Consider the following 19,581-nt stretch of genomic DNA (forward strand, 5'->3'; position numbering starts at 1 on the left):
TTGAAATACCGGGTCATAGATGGGAGTTACCAAGGTCATGTCGACCGATCACAGCTTCATCCTCAAACTGTCGTGCGCCGACCGGCCGGGCATCGTGCATGCCGTGTCGGGTTTCCTGTTCGAGCGCGGCAGCAACATTCTCGACTCGGCCCAGTTCGGCGACAGCCACACGGGCGAATTCTTCATGCGCGTGCACTTCCAGCAAGTGGGCGGCGACCCGGGCCTCGAGGGCCTGCGCGAGCTGTTCGCGCCGCTCGCACAGGAGTTCGGCATGCGCTGGGAGCTGCATGACGCGAACGTGAAGCCGCGCGTGGTGCTGATGGTGTCGAAGATCGGTCACTGCCTGAACGACCTGCTGTTCCGCTACCGCACGGGCCAGCTGCCGATCGAGATTCCGGCGATCATCTCGAACCACAAGGATTTTTATCAGCTCGCCGCGAGCTACAACATCCCGTTCCACCACTTCCCGCTGCTCGGCGGCACGGCGGCGGACAAGGCCGCGCAGGAAGCGCGCGTGCTCGACGTGGTGAACAACGAGAAGGCCGATCTCGTGGTGCTCGCGCGCTACATGCAGATCCTCTCGCCGCAGTTGTGCGGCGCGCTCGAAGGCCGCGCGATCAACATCCATCACTCGTTCCTGCCGAGCTTCAAGGGCGCGAAGCCGTACTACCAGGCGTTCGACCGCGGCGTGAAGCTGATCGGCGCCACGGCGCACTACGTGACGTCGGATCTCGACGAAGGCCCGATCATCGAGCAGGAAGTCGAGCGCGTGGATCACAACATGACGCCGGACCAGCTCACGGCCATCGGTCGCGACGTCGAATGCGTGACGCTCGCGCGCGCGGTGAAATGGCATGTCGAGCAGCGTATTTTGCTCAACGGCCACAAGACCGTCGTTTTCCGCTGATGTGTCGCTGATGTGCCGCTGATCCCGTCAGCTTCTGAAGCACCATGAAAAATGGCCCCTCGAGGGGCCATTTTTTTCGTCCGGCGACGAGATCGGCGGCTCAAACCAGCCGCAGATAAATCAGCTCGCGCTTGATATATGCGTAAAAAATGGGCGCGGCGATCACGCCTTGCAGGCCGAACGCGGCTTCCATCACCAGCATCGCCACGAGCAATTCCCACGTGCGCGCCTCGATCTGGCCGCCCACGATGCGCGCGTTCAGGAAGTATTCGAGCTTGTGAATGAGGATCAGGAAGGCGAGCGCCGTGACCGCCGCGGGCAGGCTCACGGTGAGCGCGATGGCCACGATCAGCGTATTCGAGATCAGATTGCCGATCACGGGCAGGAGGCCCACCACGAACGTCACCACCACGAGCATCTTCGCGAGCGGCAGCGGTGCGTGAAAAATGGGCAGCACGAGCAGCAGGAACAGGCCCGTGAACACCGTGTTGATGGCCGAGATCTTCACCTGCGCGAACACGATGCGGCGGAACGCGTCGGCGAAACGCGCCACCCGCGTGACGAACGCCGTGGAGAGCGGCAGGCGCGTGGCGTTCTTCTGCGCGCCGATCGCCACGATCGCGCCAATGATCATGCCGATCACGATATGGCCGACGATACGCGCGGCGTTCTTGCCGCCCTGACCGAGCTGGGTGGCGTGCTCGTGCATGAGCGCGAGCGCCTTGAGCTTCATCTGCGCGACGTCCACGGGCAGGTAGGCCGCGATGGGGTCGGGAATGCGCCCGCGCGCCTGATCGACGAAGGTCATCATTTGCGCCATGACCTTCTGCACGCTCGGCACGTCGTTCTCGAACTGCTCGATCACGCCCACCGTGAGACCGGTGAGGATGCCCACGATCACCACCGAAACCAGCACGACCGAGAGCCAGCGCGCGCGGCTGCTCGACATGCGCCGCTCGATTAGCGGCGAAATGGTGTGGACGAGCTGATAGACGAGCATGCCCGCGAGCAGGGCGCCGAGCAGGTTCAGATGCAGGATCGCCAACATGCCGGCGACCGCGGCCAGATAGCTGCCGATTTCCACCGCCGACAGCTTCGGCAGGCTCATGTCGCTCGTGAGCCTGACCGGTCGCGGCCGCAGATCGCGCACCTGCTGCTTGTCGCCCGTGGAGCCGGTCGTGTCGGTCGCTTCGTTGCGCTTACCCATGTTGGATCTTTTCCGTCTCCAGACCTCGGGCGCGCGAGGGCGCCCGATTCGTTGTTGCCACGACTGGTTCTATTTGCCCGAAGCCGTCGACGCCGTGTCCAGCGCAGCCATCTGACGCTTGAGCAGCGGCGCCAGATAGCGGCCCGTGAAGCTGGCCTTCGCTTTCGCGACGTGTTCGGGCGTCCCCTGGGCCACGATCTGCCCACCGCCCGCGCCGCCTTCGGGGCCCATGTCCACGACCCAGTCGGCGGTTTTGATTACATCGAGATTATGCTCGATGATCACCACCGTGTTGCCCTGATCGCGAAGCCGGTGGATCACTTCCAGCAACAACGCGATGTCGTGGAAGTGCAGGCCCGTGGTCGGCTCGTCGAGTATATACAGCGTGCGGCCCGTGTCGCGCTTGGAAAGTTCCAGCGAAAGCTTCACGCGCTGCGCCTCGCCGCCCGAAAGCGTGGTGGCCGACTGGCCGAGCCGGATGTAGCCGAGGCCCACGTCGAGCAAGGTCTTCAGCTTGCGCGCGACCACCGGCACCGCCTTGAAGAACTCGTAGGCGGATTCCACCGTCATGTCGAGCACTTCGCTGATGTTCCGGCCCTTGTACTGAATCTCGAGCGTTTCGCGGTTGTAACGCTTGCCGTGGCAGACGTCGCAAGGCACGTAGACGTCGGGCAGGAAGTGCATTTCCACCTTGAGCACGCCGTCGCCCTGGCAGCTTTCGCAGCGGCCGCCCTTCACGTTGAACGAGAAGCGCCCCGACTCGTAGCCGCGTTCCTTGGCCGCCGGCACGCCCGCGAACAACTCGCGGATGGGCGTGAAGAGGCCCGTGTAGGTGGCGGGATTCGAGCGCGGCGTGCGGCCGATCGGCGACTGGTCGACGTTGATGACCTTGTCGAAATGCTCCATGCCCTCGATCGCCTCGAACGGCGCCGGTTCCGCCGACGACCCGTACAAATGCTGCGCGACGGCGTTGTAGAGCGTGTCGTTGATGAGCGTGGACTTGCCCGAGCCCGAAACGCCCGTCACGCAGGTCAACAGACCCACGGGCAGGTCGAGCGTCACGTGCTTGAGGTTGTTGCCGTACGCCTCGACGATACGCAGGCGCCGCTCGTCGGCTTCCTTGCGCTCGTCCGGGTATTCGATGCGGCGCGCGCCCGACAGATATTGCCCGGTCATCGAGGCCGGATCGTGCTCGACTTCGCCCGGCGTGCCCTGCGCGATGATCATGCCGCCGTGCACGCCCGCGCCCGGACCCATGTCCACCACGTAGTCGGCCATGCGGATCATGTCTTCGTCGTGCTCGACCACGATCACCGAATTGCCGAGGTCGCGCAGATGCTTGAGCGTGGCGATGAGCCGGTCGTTGTCGCGCTGGTGCAGGCCGATCGACGGTTCGTCGAGCACGTACATCACGCCCGTGAGGCCCGAGCCGATCTGCGAGGCGAGCCGGATGCGCTGCGCCTCGCCGCCCGAGAGCGTCTCCGCGCTGCGTTCCAGCGAGAGGTAATCGAGCCCGACGTTGTTGAGGAACATGAGGCGCGCGACGATTTCCTTCACCACCTTGTCGGCGATCTCGCGCTTCGCGCCTTCGAGGCGCAGCGTCTGGAAATAGCCGAGCGCGTCGCGCAGCGGCCAGCCGCTGATCTCGTAGATGGCGCGCGCCTGTTGCTCGCCACCCGCATTCGTGCCGATGCGCACGAAGCGCGCCTCGCGGCGCAGGCGCGTGCCTTCGCAATGCGGGCAGGCCTGATTGTTCTGATATTTCGCGAGTTCCTCGCGCACCGCGGCCGAGTCGGTTTCGCGGTAGCGGCGCTCGAGATTCGGGATGATGCCTTCGAACACGTGCTCGCGCACGGAGGTGCGGCCGCGCTCGTTGATATACGAGAACGGGATTTCCTGCTTGCCCGAGCCGTAGAGCAGGATCTTGCGGACCTTTTCGGGCAAGTCCTCGAACGCGGTGTCGATGTCGAAATCGAAGAACGCCGCGAGACTCTGGAGCATCTGGAAGTAGAACTGGTTGCGCCGGTCCCAGCCCTTCACGGCGCCCGCCGCGAGCGACAGCGACGGGTGCGCCACCACGCGCTTCGGGTCGAAGAACGTGATCTGGCCGAGGCCGTCGCACTCGGGGCACGCGCCCATCGGGTTGTTGAACGAGAAGAGGCGCGGCTCCAGTTCCGGCAGCGAGTACGAGCAGATCGGGCAGGCGAACTTCGAGCTGAACAGATGCTCCTTGTTCGTGTCCATTTCGAGCGCGACGGCGCGGCCTTCGGCAAGACGCAGCGCGGTTTCGAACGATTCCGCGAGGCGCTGCTTCATGTCGGGGCGCACTTTCAGGCGGTCCACGACCACGTCGATGGTGTGACGCTCGCTCTTCTTGAGCTTGGGCAGCGACTCCACTTCATAGATCTTCGCCTCGCCCTCGTTGGCCGTGCCGCCGCCCGAGCGCACCCGGAAGCGCACGAAACCCTGCGCCTGCATGTCGTCGAAGAGTTCGGCGTGCTCGCCCTTGCGGTCCACGATCACGGGCGCGAGGATCATCAGCCGGGTCTCTTCGGGCAGCGCGAGCGCGGCGTCCACCATCTGCGAGACGCTTTGCGACTCCAGCGGAATTTCGTGGTCCGGGCAGTACGGCGTGCCGATACGTGCGTAAAGAAGTCGCAGGTAGTCGTGGATTTCGGTGACGGTGCCGACCGTCGAACGCGGATTGTGCGAGGTGGCCTTCTGCTCGATGGAGATGGCCGGCGACAGTCCCTCGATGAGGTCGACGTCGGGCTTCTCCATGAGTTGCAGGAACTGGCGCGCGTAGGCGGACAGGCTCTCCACGTAGCGGCGCTGGCCTTCCGCGTAGAGCGTGTCGAACGCCAGCGAGGACTTGCCCGAGCCCGAAAGCCCGGTGATCACCACGAGCTGGCGGCGCGGCAGGTCCAGATTGACGTTCTTCAGGTTGTGGGTTCGGGCCCCACGGATACGGATTTGTTCCATGAACCTGCGGGAGAAAGGGGGGCTAAACCTGCTACTATAACGACTTTTCCAGACCGCCGTTATGGCTTGCCGACGGTCTTCGAAAGGCGCCTGAACCTGCCTGAAAGCCGGTATTGGCGGGCTTTCGGCACGAGGGTCCACAGCAGGGCTACGGGAGGCTTCGGCGTCGAGACGGGTGTTGCGTCACGAGCGCGGCAACCGCCGGTCGTCGAGGGCGCTACGGGCGGCATCGTGCGCATCGTGTGATTCGCGGGCCGGGTTTGCATGGTGCTCGTGTCTCAACCCGGGCACGGTACTTTCGCAGATGGGGTGCCTCGTTCGCGTTGCAAGACCCGCGTGCTTTTGCCCGCTGTGAGCGATACGAGTGATGCACGCGATACATGCGATACACACGCGCTTCGCCTGTCTCGTCTACCGTTCGTGTTCGCGCGGCGTTCCCGTCGCATCATCCGTTATTTCGTGCCACCTTCGTTCCCGTTCATGCAAGACCGCCGCGGCAACAACGAAGCTCGCCTTCGCCCGCTCACGTGAGCCGGCAGCGGCGAACCACATTTACCACGCTCCGATGTCCTCCAATTCACCCGCCACCTCCACACGCATGAGCGCGCCCGAAGTGCGCGCGACCGTGTCGCTCGCCGCGATCTTCGCGCTGCGCATGCTGGGCCTCTTCATGATCATGCCGGTGTTTTCGGTCTACGCGAAAACCGTTCCCGGCGGCGACAACCTGCTGCTCGTCGGCATCGCGCTCGGCGCGTACGGCGTCACGCAGTCACTCCTGTACATCTTCTACGGCTGGGTCTCCGACCGCATTGGCCGCAAACCGGTGATCGCCACGGGCCTCGTGATCTTCGCCATCGGCAGCTTCGTGGCCGCGGGCGCGCACGACATGGTGTGGATCATCGTCGGGCGCGTCATTCAGGGCATGGGCGCGGTCTCGTCGGCGGTGCTCGCGTTCATCGCCGACCTGACTTCCGAGGAGCATCGCACCAAGGCCATGGCGATGGTGGGCGGCTCGATCGGCATGTCGTTCGCCGTGGCCATCGTGGGCGCGCCCATCGTGTTCCACTGGCTCGGCATGAGCGGCCTGTTCGCGCTGGTCGGCGTGTTCTCGATCCCTGGCCGTGGGCGTGGTGATCTGGGTCGTCCCCGACGCGCCCAGCAAACCCGTGCACGTGCGCGCGCCGTTCGCCGAGGTGCTGCACAACGTCGAGCTGCTGCGTTTGAATTTTGGCGTGCTCGTGCTGCATGCCACGCAGACCGCGCTGTTTTTGGTGGTGCCGCGCCTGCTCGTCGACGCCGGTCTGCCGGTGGCCTCGCACTGGAAGGTGTATCTGCCGGTCATGGGCCTCTCATTCGTGCTGATGGTGCCCGCCATCATCGCCGCGGAGAAGCGCGGCAAGATGAAGGCCGTGGTGGTCTCGGCAATCGCGCTTATCCTGATCGGCCAGTTGTTGCTCGGCTCGCTCGCGCATACATTGGCAATCGTGGCGGCGGTGCTGTTCGTGTACTTCCTCGGTTTCAACATCCTCGAGGCGTCGCAGCCTTCGCTCGTCTCGAAGCTCGCGCCGGGCAACCGCAAGGGCGCGGCCACGGGCGTGTACAACACCACGCAGTCGCTCGGGCTCGCGCTCGGCGGCGTGGTGGGCGGCTGGCTGCTCAAGCACGACGGCGCCAGTACGGTGTTTTACGCGTGTTCGGGGCTCGTATTGTGCTGGCTTATAATCGCGGCCAATATGAAGGTGCCGCTCAAGCGCGCCTGATCCGAACCCAGCGTTCGCATTAACGACATTCGCGGAGGCGGTCCGCACCGGGCGAAAGCGCATGATGCGCGCGCCGCGCGGCCGCTCCTCTCAACGGAATCAACAGGAGAGAAATTCATGGCATCCGTGAACAAGGTCATTCTCGTCGGCAACCTCGGCGCCGAGCCGGAAGTGCGCTATCTGCCGAGCGGCGACGCCGTGGCGAACATCCGCCTGGCAACGACGGACCGCTACAAGGACAAGGCGTCCGGCGAATTCAAGGAAATGACCGAATGGCACCGCGTGGCGTTCTTCGGCCGTCTCGCCGAAATCGTCTCGGAATATCTGAAGAAGGGCTCGTCGGTGTATATCGAAGGCCGCATCCGCACGCGCAAGTGGCAGGCGCAAGACGGCACGGACCGTTACTCGACGGAAATCGTGGCTGACCAGATGCAGATGCTGGGCGGCCGCGGCGGCGCCTCGGCGGGCGGCGGCGACATGGGCGACGACGGCGGCTACAGCCAGCAGTCGGCGCCGCGCGGCGGCGGCCGGGCTTCGGGCGGCGGCGGTGGTGGTGGTGGCGCACCGCGTTCGTCGGGCGGCAACGCCGGCGGTGGCGGCGGTCGTTCGAACGCGCCGGCTGGCGGCGGTTTCGACGAAATGGACGACGATATTCCGTTCTAGACCAGAAAAAACAAATTTTCTGTTGATTAAAGCCCGCACTCCGCGAGGAGGCGGGCTTTTTCCTTTACCAACACTTTTTCTCGTGGTTTAATTCGTCAAAAGCTTAACCCTTACTAGGCGAAAATGGTGGGTTGATGGCCGAGTACGTTGCTATGCGGGTTCGTTTTCAGAATGGAGAACGCCTTTCGGTTCTCCAGGTTCCCTATGGACTTCCGGTCCACGAAGTTACGTTGTACCTGGACAAATACAGACGGAAGGGGCGTGCAGCAAACACCATTCACTTTGTTTGCCTGACCTTGGCATTGCTGTACCGAGAACTCGATAAAACAAAGGTGGCCCTGCTCGGGCGATTGGCCGCCGGGCATTTCCTAACTGCCCCCGAACTGAACCGGCTCGCATCTGCTGTTCAGTATCGAATGGATGACCTCGATGCGGACGAAGCAGACAAGGGCAAGTCCAATGTCATAAATCTGCTGCGAGTCCGACTCCGCCGGAAGAGTGGCGAGACGGAGCGTGAAGCGGTTGATGTTGCGACGCAAGCCTCCCGGCTCCGATACATGGCCGACTTTCTGAATTTCCTGTCGGACTATGTCGGAAGCACGCTGTCACAGTCTGAGCGCAGGTCCCTCAAGGCCGAGAAAGAAGATGCTCTTACGGCATTCCGCGCAAACATCCCGAAGGTTCCAAAGCGAGCCAAATTAAATGCCCGCGTCGGTCTGAGTGAAGAGGAGATGGAGCGAGTTCTCGCTGTCGTTCATCCCGCATCACCCAATAATCCGTGGGAGCGCGGTTTCGTCCGTCTGCGTAACTGGCTGATTGTTGTGCTCCTGCTGGCAACCGGGATGCGGCGCGGAGAACTCCTGGGGCTCCAGATTGGGGACCTGAACCCTAGCCAGCCGAAGCTGCGCATCATCCGCCGTGCGGACGCTGCAGAGGACCTTCGTCGCATTCAAGCCAATACCAAAACGAACGACCGCGAGATTGAGCTCAGACCCGCCATCATGAGGAGGCTGTGGAGCTTCATCAACACAGAACGTCGCGCAATCAAGGCAGCCCGGAAGGTTCCGCAAATCATAGTCTCTGATGAGGGCGATGCGCTATCGGAGTCCAGCATCGACAAGCTGTTCGCACAGCTGCGCACGGCGTGTCCAGGTTTGCCGGTGAGGCTGACGAGCCACGTCATGCGTCACACCTGGAACGACCGATTCTCCGAGCAGGCCGAGGCGCTCGGGCTAACCGATACGGTCGAAGAAAAGGCCCGCAATGCCCAGCAGGGCTGGAGTGATAACTCGGCGATGGCCGCCACTTACACGCGCCGACATACCGCCCGCAAAGGGCGAGAGGTTGCACTGAAGCTGCAAGAGCGACTCGATGAAAAACTCAAACAAGATAAATGAAGACCTCTCAACCCCACTCGCGCTTCCATTGCCGAACACAGCGTTCACACGACGGGGCATTGCATTCAATCCGAACGACGATATTTGGGCTTGGGTTGATGGGCCGTTCGGGCTTCGCTTGGACTACCGCAGGTTCGTTGGTCAGTACAGATTCTTTCGAGAGCCATTAAAGCACGCGCTTCTGTTTTTTGCGAAAAGCAGCTCTGCGAGCCATTTGTCCAATCTCTTCCAAGAGTTCGTACACTTTCTCTCGCTCAGAGACGAGGCGATTCCTCTTCCGACTATCACGGCTGCGGACGTTGGGAACTATGCGGCGCGCCTCGATGAGCACGAGCGATGGCGCGTGGGGAGGTTGAACGTTCTGCTACAAAAGTGGGGTGCACTACGTATTCCCGGCGTCGAGCCTGATTGCATCAAGTATTTGCGTGAGCGGCGTAAGCCGGGCAACACTAAGGGAAAAGCAGTTCTCACCCGAGACCCTGAGGAGGGGCCTTTTACCGAAGCAGAATACACGGCGCTGTATAAGGCCGTTGACGCAGCGTATGGCACGGGTGACGTGCCCAAGTGGGTTGCCGTGCTAACTCGGCTACTCTTTGCCTGCGGAGGTCGTATCTCACAGTATGCGTCGTTGAAAGTTAAAGACCTGACTGTCCGAGACGGCTCGTTCGCGCTTCTTCTCCCTCAAGCAAAGACGCGCGAGGCGCACGCTCGCACGTCTTTCAAAGAGTTTGATTTGAGCCCTCAGACGGGGCGGCTCGCCCAAGAGTACATCACTGACCTCAACATGTTAGGGCACGGTGACGATTCGGCACTGTTTCCAGAGAGCATCGTAATGATGCTGGGCACATCTGAAAACCGCCGTGCGGAAGCCGACCTGTTCCTTGGTCATTGCACCAGTCCCGCGCTTTCGAGAATATTTAGCAAAAGTTTGCACGCCATTGCCCCGCCTACTGAGCGCCTCGCGTTCTCGCCTATTCCAGTTGTGCCCAGGCGGTTTCGCTACACCTTCGGTGTACGCCTCGCAGAAGAGGGCGCGAGCAAGACCGTCATCGCTGACCGGCTGGGGCACGCGGACCTCCAGCACGTGGGCGTCTACGTGCAGGCTTCGCCCAAAATTGTCGAGAACATCGACAAGGCGATAGGCGCCCAACTGGCTCCTCTTGCTCGCGCTTTCAAAGGTCAGTTGGTGGAGGGGGAGGAGCATTCGACTTACAAAGACGCGCCTGGAAGCCGAATCATTGACTTTCGGGTTTCGAAGGACCCGGTCGGTAGTTGCGCTGGCAAGGGTAGCGGATGCGCCTTCAACAAGCCGGTTGCGTGCTACACCTGTTTCAAATTCGAGCCATGGCTCAATGCCCCTCATCAAAAGGTGCTTCTACGCCTGCAGGTTGAGCGCGAAAAGTGGGTAAGCGACGAGAGGCTTGCAGCAATCAACGACGACGCCATTCTGGCGGTCCAAGAGGTGATTGCTGAATGTGCCGTGGTATGGGCACAGCGTGAGCAGGAGACGACCTCGTGAGCGTCGCAGTTCTCCACTTTACGCCGCGTGCTGAACTGAGGCCGCAGGTCAATCTCGAGGCCTTCATTGCGCTTTGCAGGAACTCGGACGTGCTGGGCGCGCGGGGGCAGTTCGATAAGAATGTTTGGGATGTTGGATACCTCAAAGGGCAAAACAAAGTAAATCGGGCCGTGTTCAGCACCCTCGAAGCGTCCCGCGAAGACAAGCCCGAGCCGAGTTTGCCGCATCCGTTTCTGGACTTCGCGAAGGCGACTCTCATCTATCTTCAAGATAAGCGGCCGGTCACCTCCAAAGGTAACCGCATCGCGGCTCTTCGATGTTTGGAGGCCGCGTTGCGAGAGTGGAGCAAGGGCTCCAGGCCGACGGCGGTGAACCCTGATGTGCTGGACACTGCCGTGGAACTGGCCAAGAAGCAGGTTTCGCCAACAGTTGCGTACCGGATTGCAGGGCAGCTCGAGATGATTGCGGAGCTGATGAACTCCAACGGCTTCATTTCGTTACGACATCCGTGGTTTCACGGTATGAAAAAGCCGCAGGAGCTGGGGTCCAGAATATCGAAGGAGGCCTTGGCCGCGCGACAGGAGAAGCTGCCTTCGGCAGCGGCGCTTCGCGCGCTGGCCGGCATCTTCCATCAGGCTACTGAAACGCCGGATTTGCTGGTGTCCAGCTACACCGCGTTGATGGTCTGTGCGCCAGAACGTATCAATGAGGTTCTCAGGCTGCAGCGCAATTGTATCGTTGAGGGAGAAAGCGAATTTCTCGGCAAGCTAGGGGTGCGATGGCCAGGTTCCAAAGGATTTGACGACACAACGAAATGGCTTCCGTCCGAGATGGCGCCGGTCGCCAGGCAGGCCGTCGCGAACCTGCTAAAGGTGACCGCGTCGGCGCAGCAGATTGCAACTTGGTACACCGCAAACCCTGGGAAGCTGTACCTGCATGAGGGTGCAGCGCACCTCCGTGACCAAGAGGTGCTGACAGCCGAGGAGCTGGGGTTAGTCTTATGGGGCGACGGCACTACGAAGAAGTCGAGGAACTCCGCGAGCACTTGGGCACGAACCAATCAACTTGCCGGAGTGCCGCTGAGCGGCCGCCGGACTGGTTACCGTTTCGCCGATGTGGAGCGTGCGGTGGTCGCGATGCTACCGGCAACGTTTCCCTATGTTCCGGGAGCCCCCGAGCTCCTTTGTGAAGACGCGATGGCTCTTGTAAAGACCCATGAGGTGCATTCTCGGAAGGCAAGTTACCTCTGCATGTTCAGCTGCGTCGACTACAGCACTATCTTGAACCGCCTCGGTGGCCGGGACGACCTTACCGCCATCTCCATCTTTGAGCGTTTCGGCTACACGGAAGACGACGGCTCGCCTATCGAACTTGCGAGTCATAGCCTGAGACACTATCTGAATATGCTCGCCCAGATGGGCGGCCTCAGCAGCACAGAGATTGCCATCTTCTCTGGACGCAAGGACGTGAAGCAGAACCGCGCCTACGACCACATGAGTTCGGACGAGGTGCAGGCGCCCATCAGTGCGGCTCTGAAGGCCGGGTTCACTTCGAATTTGGTGGCCAAGGGCGGACGGGAGCTCATCTTACGCAGTGAGTTCCAGGGAATTGGTATCGTCGCCGCCCACACAACCGAGTACGGCTGGTGCACCCACAACTTTGCCAGCGAACCTTGCCAGATGTACCGCGACTGCATGAACTGTGAGGAGCAGGAGTGCGTCAAGGGCGAAAAACACAAGGAAGCCAATCTTCGTTTGCTGAAGGGCGAGACGGAATACCTGCTCGGCCAGGCTCGAGAAGCCCTGAGCGACGAGGAGTTCGGCGCCGACAATTGGGTAAAGCATCAGTCCCAGACGCTTGAGCGAGTCAATGCCATGCTGTCCATTCTGGAGGACCCATCGGTGCCGCTTGGCGCTCGAATCCGGCTCGACCTGGCCAACGCTCCGCTCATCTCCGATGCCAATGCGCGACCCGTCAACGTCCTCAAGAACACTGAGCGAAACGTGCTGCCATGAAGAAGACTCGCGCGCCCGACCTGACCGAAGAGCGAATCAAGGTCGTAATCGATATCCTTGACGGTTGGACGGGCAAGCTCACGTGGGACTTGCTGCTAGACGCAGTGGAGGAGGCCTCCGGCGTCAGGTATTCACGCTTCACGTTTGCAGAGTATGCGGAAATAGCCAACGCCTTCTCGCTCAAGAAGGATGCGCTACGCGGTACGTGGAAGGGCGAACCTAGTCAGCCTCGGGATGAGCGGGTCCGGGCAGCGCTGGAGCAAGCGGCCCGCTACAAGGCCAAGGTAGAGCGCCTGGAGAAGGAGAATCAGCTACTCCTCGAGCAGTTCGTCACGTGGGCAACCAATGCTGAGCGGAAAGGCGTGACGATGGCTATGCTCAATGCCCCGCTGCCCAAGCCCGAACGGGACCGAACCAAAAGGGTGAAGTGATGGCGAGCGGACAGCAACTGGCGGAAGAAAACGTCCGGAAGTTTGCGACCTGGGCTGCTTCGAAAACGGATGAGGACTTCCGTAACATGGTGGCACGTGGAGTCCTGTCACGGACGGAAATTGCTGCCGAATGTGGTTTTGCCAAGTCGGCGCTGGCACAGAATCCTCGCATACGCGATGCGCTGAAGGCTCTCGAGACATCGCTGCGAGAGCGTGGCGTGCTCCCGCCTGTCGCGTCGGTTGGGGAATCGGAGGCTGACGCAGCCATTCCGGTGCGACGAGTTGAACCCATGCGTGCAGCGCGGGATGCGGAGCGTCTGTCGCGGTTGGAGCAAGAAAACGCTAGCCTGCGCGCGGAAAACGCCGAGCTTAAGCGGCTGTTAGCTCGCTTCTCAGTGCTGCAGGACGCCTTGGCTGAGACCGGGAGGCTGCCTCGATGACGGAAGCCGTCACGGTGACGCTCCGGGTAACAGGCGTGCGCTCGCAGAATCCTCGCGGCTTCGGCGGTGCAATCTTCACCGGCGTTCCAATCGACGCGACCGGTTCAGTTCCTGACACGCGTGCGTACGTCGTAATCAAGGCTACCCGGACGGCGCTAGGCACCACGCGTGTGGAGCGCGGCCAGTGGTGGCATGTTAGCGGTCCGGTTACCGAGCGGCGTGTCGTCGTCGACGGCTTCGAGCTGCTTGAGCGGCAGGTGGAAGCTGCCGTCGTTCATCTCGCGATGCCCGCCGGCGAGCACATCATCAAATATATAGCCGATAACCCCGCGTTTGAGGGCCTCGGTTCAGTCAAAGCGCGTCGGCTGTGGGAGCGATTCGGCGAGCGCCTGTATTCCATCTTGGACGCGGGAGATGCGTCGACGTTAGTTGACGTGTTGACTGACGACGCCGCGCAGACTCTGGTCAACGCCTGGGCCGAGCACGGCCAGTCGCAGACACTTCAGTGGTTGCAGGTGCATGGCTTTGACTTGAGCGTCGGTCGCAAGGTATCGAGGTACTTTGGCCTCGAGGCGCAGGCCCGCATCGAAGAGGACCCTTACCGCCTCCTTTCTTTCCTCGGCAAATGGACAGATGTCGACCGGCTGGCGATGACGCGATTTGGCGTTTCGGCGGATGACCCGCGACGCCTGCGCGGCGCGGTCGAGGAAGCATGCTACCGGATGTTTGCCAATGGCCATACGGCCATGCTCAAGTCTGACCTCGAGAAGCTGGTGGTCCCGCTTCTCGGCGAATCACGAGGCGTGTCCTGGCGAAGCCTGCTTGCCGAAGCTATGGACGAGGGTTTGGCCAATGGCAGCGTCGTGGAGAGCGCCTTCGGGTTGCAGCCGCTAGGCGCGCTGGTCATGGAGCGGCAGGTGGCCAAAGCGATTTGCGAACGGCTGACAAGCGATGCGCAGCAACTGCTCGACCGCGCTGCAGTAGACCGGGTAATCGCGGCGGTTCAGGCTGAAGATGGAATTAGCCTGAATCAGGAGCAGCAGGCCGCCATCCATCTGGCTGCGGAGCAAGCGTTCGCTTGCATCACGGGTGGGGCTGGTGTTGGCAAAACAACCGTCCTCAAGTCGCTCTACCGTATCTACGACGGTTCGGGTGTAAGAGTTCTCCAGGTCGCTCTCGCGGGACGTGCCGCCAAACGAATGCAGGAGGCAACCGGCCGCGCGGCCGTGACGATTGCTAGCTTCCTGAAGGCGATGCGAGATGCTGACTTCGACGGCCCCACCGTGCTCGTTATCGATGAAGCGAGCATGGTCGATATCGTTTCGATGAGTCGCATCTGCGCAGCGTTGCCCTCCCATGTGCGTTTGTTGTTGGCTGGTGACCCTCATCAATTGATGCCCGTTGGACCCGGGTTGGTTCTTCATTGCCTCGTGCAACTGGCGGCTATCCCAGCCATAGAGCTGAAGACCGTGAAGCGCTATGGCGGTGAGATAGCCAGGGTGGCGTCGGCGGTTCGTGCCGGACACTGGCCCACTGTAGCAACCGACCACACCGCCCCGGTCGCCTTCATTCCATGCGACGACCGGCAGATTGCCGAACTGGTTGTCCAACTGTATGCCATGGACCCTGAGCGCACTCAGGTGTTGTCTCCGTTGCGTAATGGGCCGGCGGGAACGAAAGTTCTAAATCAGCTGTGTCAGGAGCGCTTCACAAATGGGTGTGCTGCAGTAACTCGGTGGAATGACGAGTTCGAGAGGCCGGAGCACTGCGGGTTCAATCAGGGCGATGTGCTCTTATGTACGCGCAATATGTGGGACAAGGCATTGCAAAACGGGTCGCTCGGTAAAGTCATGCGCGTAGAAGCCCCGCCCGTGGAGGCGTCAGCACTGTCGCCAGCCGTTCTCGCTTGGGTGGAATGGGACGACGGCATTCTCCGCGCGTTCACGGAGGACATGCTCGAGGATATCGAGCTGGGCCGTGCAGTTACCGTCCACAAGGCTCAAGGCTCGCAATGGCCTCGAGTCATCGTGCCCGTGACGGATTCGCGGCTCTTGGACCGCACGTTGCTCTACACCGCTATCACCCGCGCGCAGGTGCAGGTCCTACTGGTGGGCAATATGGCCGCCGCGCGCAAGGCAGTGCTTGGACCTCCCAAGGCACATACTCGCAAGGTCGCATTGGAGCAGGCTCTAATGAGATACCTTGAGCCTATCGAAGTCAGTGCGCCTGAGACTGCGTAAAATCGGTCAAAATTTCAAATCTGACATTTGCATAAACGGGAGCTTCGATGGAGTCGGTCAAGCACAAGGAACTGATTATTGGGTGCATCCGCCATCATTTCGACGGAGCGCTTCAGATGGTGAAAAATGTCGGTGGAGGCAGTGGCAAGGCCCCTCCGGCAATCGCGAACATTAAGTCTAGCCTTGTCAATGCCGCAGGTGGTGTCGACGCGTGTATCTATGACGACCACGACCTTTCCTCCAAGCTACTGGAGCCAGGGGTAGATTTGGCCTATCGCAGCGTCATTGTGAGCGACCTCAAGCGTGACGACGAATGGGTGGCTGTGCTTGCAGTAGGCTTGACCGAACTGGACGAGCATTCGAGAAAGGTGGTGCTGTCACACGTGCCGAAGCGCGACGGTGGTGAAGCCAGCCCTCGACGGCTCTTGGTGTTTATTGCTTGTGCTGACGGGACAGTCACGATGAATCCGCGCTTCGTGATTGCGAGCGCAGTCGATAACAACTCGATTGCACTTTCACCGTGCGTGTTTCAATGGGCTATCCCCCAGCCCAACGGTCAGTCAGCGGTCGTGGGACGTATCGCACCGAGTGAACTGGGCCAGGCGTTTCTCGACTGGGCAGCTCTTATGCTTTCAGTGCTCGATAGCTCGCACGCCGCTCGATTGCACGAGGACCATGTGCGTGGCGAGACCCCGGGTGCGATTCAATAAATGAGACGTATCCACCTCTGCGCGATAACGCTGAATGGGTCAAGGGCGGGCGTTAGCCCGGCGCAGCGGACCCTTGACGCGCGATGGGATTGATAGGCTGAGGCATGGTTGGAAGCTCGGCATTATCGGGCTTCCAACCATGCCATACATACGCGTTCTTGGCGTCTATAGCCGGGCAGGTACTACCCACAAAGTTGCAGTCTGACGCTCGGTATGCCCTGAAAATGGCCTACGAGAACAACCCTACCAACAATCCTGTTTGGTGGGACTGCCGGAAAGCCTTTTACTCACTCACATCGAGCCATCTACCAACATTTTTTAGTGGGGATAACCGTTTTAAGCCGCTTCGTGGCGCCGCTTGCGGCGCGGCGGCAAGATCATGAGCCCCGGATTCCGGCCACCTGGCCTGGCATCCGGGGCTTTTTGTTGGCGCGCCGCATCCGGCAGACTTTTTCTGTCGATTGACAAACAGTCAGTAAGTGTCAAAATGTCGATCATGATACCCGACCGCGAACCCGCCCCGCGCGCCCCGGCTTCCCCATCGAGCGACGAAACCGCGCTTTTGCTGCGCGAAGGCCGCAAGATCGTGGAAGCGCTCGGCCAGACGCTCGCCCCGCTGGTCGAAGTCGTGCTGCACGACCTCACGCGGCCCGAGCATTCGGTGGTGGCGATCGCCAACAATCTGTCGGGACGGCAGGTCGGCGACGCGGCCACGGAAATGGGCCTCGCGCGCCTTGCCGACCCCGGTTTCCCCGACGTGGTGGCGAGCTACCCGAACCGCTTTCCCGACGGCCGCCCGGCCAAGAGCACGTCGATCGGCCTGAAGAACCACGCGGGCGAGTGCGTCGCCGCGCTCTGCCTGAACATGGACGTCTCGCTGCTCGGCGCCGTGACGGCGGGCCTCGGCCAGCTGATCCAGACCGGCGTGGCCGCGCCTGTCGCCGAAACGCTCGCGCAGCGCAGCAGCGGCGAAGTGCGCGCGGCGCTCGAACGCTTCGCCGCGGCGCGCAACACCACGCCCATCGGCATGACGCTCGCGCAGCGCCGCGAAGCCGTGCGCGAACTGGCCGCGAGCGGCCACCTGAACCTGCGCCACGCACTCGCCGACGTCGCCGCCACGCTCGGCGTCGCGCGCTCGACCGTCTACACCTACCTGCCCGCCGAACACCAATCATGACCCTGCCCATCACCTTCGAAGACGTCGTCGCCGCCCACGAACGCCTGCGCGGCATCGCGCACCGCACGCCCGTGCTCACTTCGCGCACCGCCAACGAACGCACGGGCGCGCAGGTGTTCTTCAAGTGCGAAAACTTCCAGCGCATGGGCGCGTTCAAGTTTCGCGGCGGCTACAACGCCATCGCGCAATTCACGCCCGAGCAGAAAGCGGGTGGCGTCATCACGTTTTCGTCGGGTAATCACGCGCAGGCCATTGCTTTATCGGCGAAATTGCAGGGCGTGAAAGCCGTGATCGTCATGCCGCACGACGCGCCCGCGGTGAAGGTCGAGGCCACGCGCGGCTACGGCGGCGAAGTCGTGTTCTACGACCGTTACACGGAAGACCGCGAAGCGCTGGGCAAGCGGCTCGCGGCCGAGCGCGGTCTCACGCTGATCCCGCCTTACGACCACGCCCACGTGATGGCGGGCCAAGGCACGGCGGCCAAGGAATTGTTCGAGGAAACGGGCGAACTCGACCTGCTGCTCACGCCGCTCGGCGGCGGCGGCCTGCTCTCCGGCTGCGCGACGGCGGCGCACGCGATGTCGCCCGCCTGCACGGTGATCGGCGTGGAACCGGAAGCGGGCAACGACGGCCAGCGCAGCTTCCAGAGCGGCCAGATCGTCCATATCGACACGCCGAAGACGCTCGCCGACGGCGCGCAAACGCAGCATCTCGGCGAGCTGACCTTCGCCGTGATCCGCGAGCGCGTGAGCGAGATCGTCACGGTGAGCGACGCCGAACTCGTCGACACGATGAAGTTTTTCGCGAGCCGCATGAAGATCGTGGTCGAGCCCACCGGCTGCCTCGCGGCGGCGGCCGTACTGCACGGCAAGGTGGATGTGCGCGGCAAGCGCGTGGGCGTGGTGATCTCGGGCGGCAACGTCGATCTGCTGCGCTTCGCGGAACTCGTGCAGGCGGCTTGACGGTTTTTAGCCTCGCGCGCCTGATAAGTTGAGCGAATTTCGCCGATGGTGGGCGGGTTGGCCGCTAGCGGAGAAACATCGACGAACATCGGCGCATATTGGCCAGTCAGCCCAGCAGTTCGGCGAGCGCCACGCGCGCGTTCGTCACGTGAGCGGCCTCGCCCGGTTGCCCCGGCAGCAGATGGAATTCCGCGGCCGGCAAATTCGGCAGTCCGAACGAAGCGGGGCAGGCCACGATGCCGTCGCCGATCGCCGATTCGTTCAAGCAGGAAATCCCCAACCCCGCCTTCAGCGCGAGCTGGAGCCCGGCCACCCCCGACGCCGAATGCGAGATCAGATACGGCATGCGCGCGTCGTCCAGCAGTTTCACCACACGGCGCTGCAACTGGCACGTGGACGGCAGCAGCACGAGCGGCCACGGCGCCCTGAACGGTGCTTGCGGCGCTTGCGGCATGAATGCGGGCCGCTCGCGCAGCATCGCCTCCGCACCCACCCACACGAGCTTCTCGCGGCGAATCACCGTGCTCCTGCGCGCGCTCGCCCGCGCGCCGTCCTCCATGAGCCGCAGCGACAGGCCGATGTCGTAGGCGTTGTCCTCGGCGCCGCTGTCGATCACGGCGCTCGGCAGCACCGTCACATGCAGACGCAAACGCGGATGCTGGCTCGCGAAGCGGCGAATGATTTCGGCGACGTCGTGCGGCCGGTAGTAGTCGGTGATCGCGAGGCGCAACTCGCCGTCGAGCGAGCGGCCGAGCATGTCGTCGAAGGCGGCGTCGCACACCGCGACGATGCGGCGCGCGTGGTCGAGCAGCTTCGCGCCCGCGGGCGTGGCCGCCATACCTTGCTTGCTGCGCACGAACAGCGGCTGGCCGACGCGCTCCTCGAGCTTCTTCAACTGCTCGCTCACCGACGACTGCGAGAGAAACACGCGTTCGGCGCCCGCCGACACGCTGCCCGCCTCCGTGACGGCAATAAAGGTGCGCAATTGCGCGAGATCGAAACCGCGTGTGCTCATGGTCGTGATGTTTTGCGCTGATTGTGCCGTGAATCCGCCGAGAATCTGCCGATGCCGATGTTTCGGTAAAACCGAATCGAGCGATTGGAAATTCCCTCTTTTCCGATAGATAGTGCGCTTCTACGATGCCCTTGGTCAACCCTTTGCATCGGCATC

Annotated in this window: 14 protein-coding genes and 1 pseudogene; 12 read left to right on the top strand and 3 right to left on the bottom strand. The window is 62.2% G+C overall.

The genetic code is table 11. The features are described 5' to 3' along the window. Positions 1-37 precede the first annotated feature (37 nt). Positions 38-907, top strand: coding sequence for a formyltetrahydrofolate deformylase (purU, locus tag FAZ98_RS01520; RefSeq protein ID WP_158948109.1), 870 nt, complete (start codon positions 38-40; stop codon positions 905-907). Between the two features lie 100 nt (positions 908-1,007). Here the strand turns inward: purU and FAZ98_RS01525 are convergent, their stop codons facing one another. Both FAZ98_RS01525 and uvrA read right to left on the bottom strand, forming a co-directional pair. Further along, positions 1,008-2,114, bottom strand: a complete 1,107-nt coding sequence (locus FAZ98_RS01525) for an AI-2E family transporter (protein WP_158948111.1) — start codon at positions 2,112-2,114, stop codon at positions 1,008-1,010. A gap of 69 nt (positions 2,115-2,183) precedes the next feature. After that, positions 2,184-5,096 (bottom strand): excinuclease ABC subunit UvrA, encoded by a 2,913-nt coding sequence (gene uvrA, locus FAZ98_RS01530; protein WP_158948113.1) that lies wholly within the window; start codon positions 5,094-5,096, stop codon positions 2,184-2,186. 625 nt (positions 5,097-5,721) lie between these two features. Between uvrA and FAZ98_RS01535 the strand changes: the two are divergent. The 11 genes and pseudogenes from FAZ98_RS01535 (at position 5,722) to FAZ98_RS01585 (ending at position 18,410) form a co-directional block, all read left to right on the top strand. Then, positions 5,722-6,856, top strand: a pseudogene (locus tag FAZ98_RS01535) (MFS transporter). 117 nt (positions 6,857-6,973) lie between these two features. Further along, on the top strand, positions 6,974-7,519 hold the full coding sequence (locus FAZ98_RS01540) for a single-stranded DNA-binding protein (RefSeq protein ID WP_158948115.1): 546 nt from the start codon (positions 6,974-6,976) through the stop codon (positions 7,517-7,519). Positions 7,520-7,653: 134 nt separating this feature from the next. Further along, positions 7,654-8,916: a tyrosine-type recombinase/integrase gene (locus tag FAZ98_RS01545; protein WP_158948117.1), complete on the top strand. Its 1,263-nt coding sequence runs from the start codon at positions 7,654-7,656 to the stop codon at positions 8,914-8,916. Next, entirely contained in the window at positions 8,891-10,435 is a 1,545-nt protein-coding gene (locus tag FAZ98_RS01550) for a site-specific integrase (protein WP_158948119.1), read from the top strand. The genes FAZ98_RS01545 and FAZ98_RS01550 overlap by 26 nt, the downstream gene beginning before the upstream one ends. Beyond that, positions 10,432-12,450, top strand: coding sequence for an integrase (locus FAZ98_RS01555; RefSeq protein ID WP_158948121.1), 2,019 nt, complete (start codon positions 10,432-10,434; stop codon positions 12,448-12,450). The genes FAZ98_RS01550 and FAZ98_RS01555 overlap by 4 nt, the downstream gene beginning before the upstream one ends. Beyond that, the gene (locus FAZ98_RS01560; RefSeq protein WP_158948123.1) at positions 12,447-12,881 is read left to right on the top strand and encodes a hypothetical protein; all 435 of its coding nucleotides are present in this window, start codon (positions 12,447-12,449) and stop codon (positions 12,879-12,881) included. Before FAZ98_RS01555 ends, FAZ98_RS01560 begins: the two co-directional genes overlap by 4 nt. Continuing rightward, complete coding sequence (locus FAZ98_RS01565; protein WP_158948125.1) at positions 12,881-13,321, top strand: VPA1267 family protein; 441 nt, start codon at positions 12,881-12,883, stop codon at positions 13,319-13,321. The genes FAZ98_RS01560 and FAZ98_RS01565 overlap by 1 nt, the downstream gene beginning before the upstream one ends. After that, positions 13,318-15,561, top strand: a complete 2,244-nt coding sequence (locus FAZ98_RS01570; protein WP_158948127.1) for an ATP-dependent DNA helicase — start codon at positions 13,318-13,320, stop codon at positions 15,559-15,561. Before FAZ98_RS01565 ends, FAZ98_RS01570 begins: the two co-directional genes overlap by 4 nt. Before the next feature lie 47 nt (positions 15,562-15,608). Then, a complete protein-coding gene (locus FAZ98_RS01575) occupies positions 15,609-16,271 on the top strand; it encodes a hypothetical protein (protein WP_158948129.1) in 663 nt (220 codons plus the stop codon). Between the two features lie 496 nt (positions 16,272-16,767). Beyond that, positions 16,768-17,448, top strand: coding sequence for a helix-turn-helix transcriptional regulator (locus FAZ98_RS01580; RefSeq protein WP_158951825.1), 681 nt, complete (start codon positions 16,768-16,770; stop codon positions 17,446-17,448). Then, positions 17,445-18,410: a threo-3-hydroxy-L-aspartate ammonia-lyase gene (locus FAZ98_RS01585; protein WP_158948131.1), complete on the top strand. Its 966-nt coding sequence runs from the start codon at positions 17,445-17,447 to the stop codon at positions 18,408-18,410. Before FAZ98_RS01580 ends, FAZ98_RS01585 begins: the two co-directional genes overlap by 4 nt. 106 nt (positions 18,411-18,516) lie before the next feature. On the opposite strand, the gene FAZ98_RS01590 is transcribed toward FAZ98_RS01585, so the two are convergent. Further along, entirely contained in the window at positions 18,517-19,425 is a 909-nt protein-coding gene (locus tag FAZ98_RS01590; RefSeq protein WP_158948133.1) for a LysR family transcriptional regulator, read from the bottom strand. Positions 19,426-19,581 lie beyond the last annotated feature (156 nt).

Source organism: Paraburkholderia acidisoli (genome assembly GCF_009789675.1).
GTDB lineage: Bacteria > Pseudomonadota > Gammaproteobacteria > Burkholderiales > Burkholderiaceae > Paraburkholderia > Paraburkholderia acidisoli.

Excerpts from the sequence above, each read along its gene's own strand:
- purU (WP_158948109.1), top strand. The coding sequence starts at position 38 with ATGTCGACCGATCACAGCTTCATCCTCAAACTGTCGTGCGCCGACCGG.
- FAZ98_RS01525 (WP_158948111.1), bottom strand. The coding sequence starts at position 2,114 with ATGGGTAAGCGCAACGAAGCGACCGACACGACCGGCTCCACGGGCGAC.
- uvrA (WP_158948113.1), bottom strand. The coding sequence starts at position 5,096 with ATGGAACAAATCCGTATCCGTGGGGCCCGAACCCACAACCTGAAGAAC.
- FAZ98_RS01540 (WP_158948115.1), top strand. The coding sequence starts at position 6,974 with ATGGCATCCGTGAACAAGGTCATTCTCGTCGGCAACCTCGGCGCCGAG.
- FAZ98_RS01545 (WP_158948117.1), top strand. The coding sequence starts at position 7,654 with ATGGCCGAGTACGTTGCTATGCGGGTTCGTTTTCAGAATGGAGAACGC.
- FAZ98_RS01550 (WP_158948119.1), top strand. The coding sequence starts at position 8,891 with ATGAAAAACTCAAACAAGATAAATGAAGACCTCTCAACCCCACTCGCG.
- FAZ98_RS01560 (WP_158948123.1), top strand. The coding sequence starts at position 12,447 with ATGAAGAAGACTCGCGCGCCCGACCTGACCGAAGAGCGAATCAAGGTC.
- FAZ98_RS01565 (WP_158948125.1), top strand. The coding sequence starts at position 12,881 with ATGGCGAGCGGACAGCAACTGGCGGAAGAAAACGTCCGGAAGTTTGCG.
- FAZ98_RS01570 (WP_158948127.1), top strand. The coding sequence starts at position 13,318 with ATGACGGAAGCCGTCACGGTGACGCTCCGGGTAACAGGCGTGCGCTCG.
- FAZ98_RS01575 (WP_158948129.1), top strand. The coding sequence starts at position 15,609 with ATGGAGTCGGTCAAGCACAAGGAACTGATTATTGGGTGCATCCGCCAT.
- FAZ98_RS01580 (WP_158951825.1), top strand. The coding sequence starts at position 16,768 with ATGATACCCGACCGCGAACCCGCCCCGCGCGCCCCGGCTTCCCCATCG.
- FAZ98_RS01585 (WP_158948131.1), top strand. The coding sequence starts at position 17,445 with ATGACCCTGCCCATCACCTTCGAAGACGTCGTCGCCGCCCACGAACGC.
- FAZ98_RS01590 (WP_158948133.1), bottom strand. The coding sequence starts at position 19,425 with ATGAGCACACGCGGTTTCGATCTCGCGCAATTGCGCACCTTTATTGCC.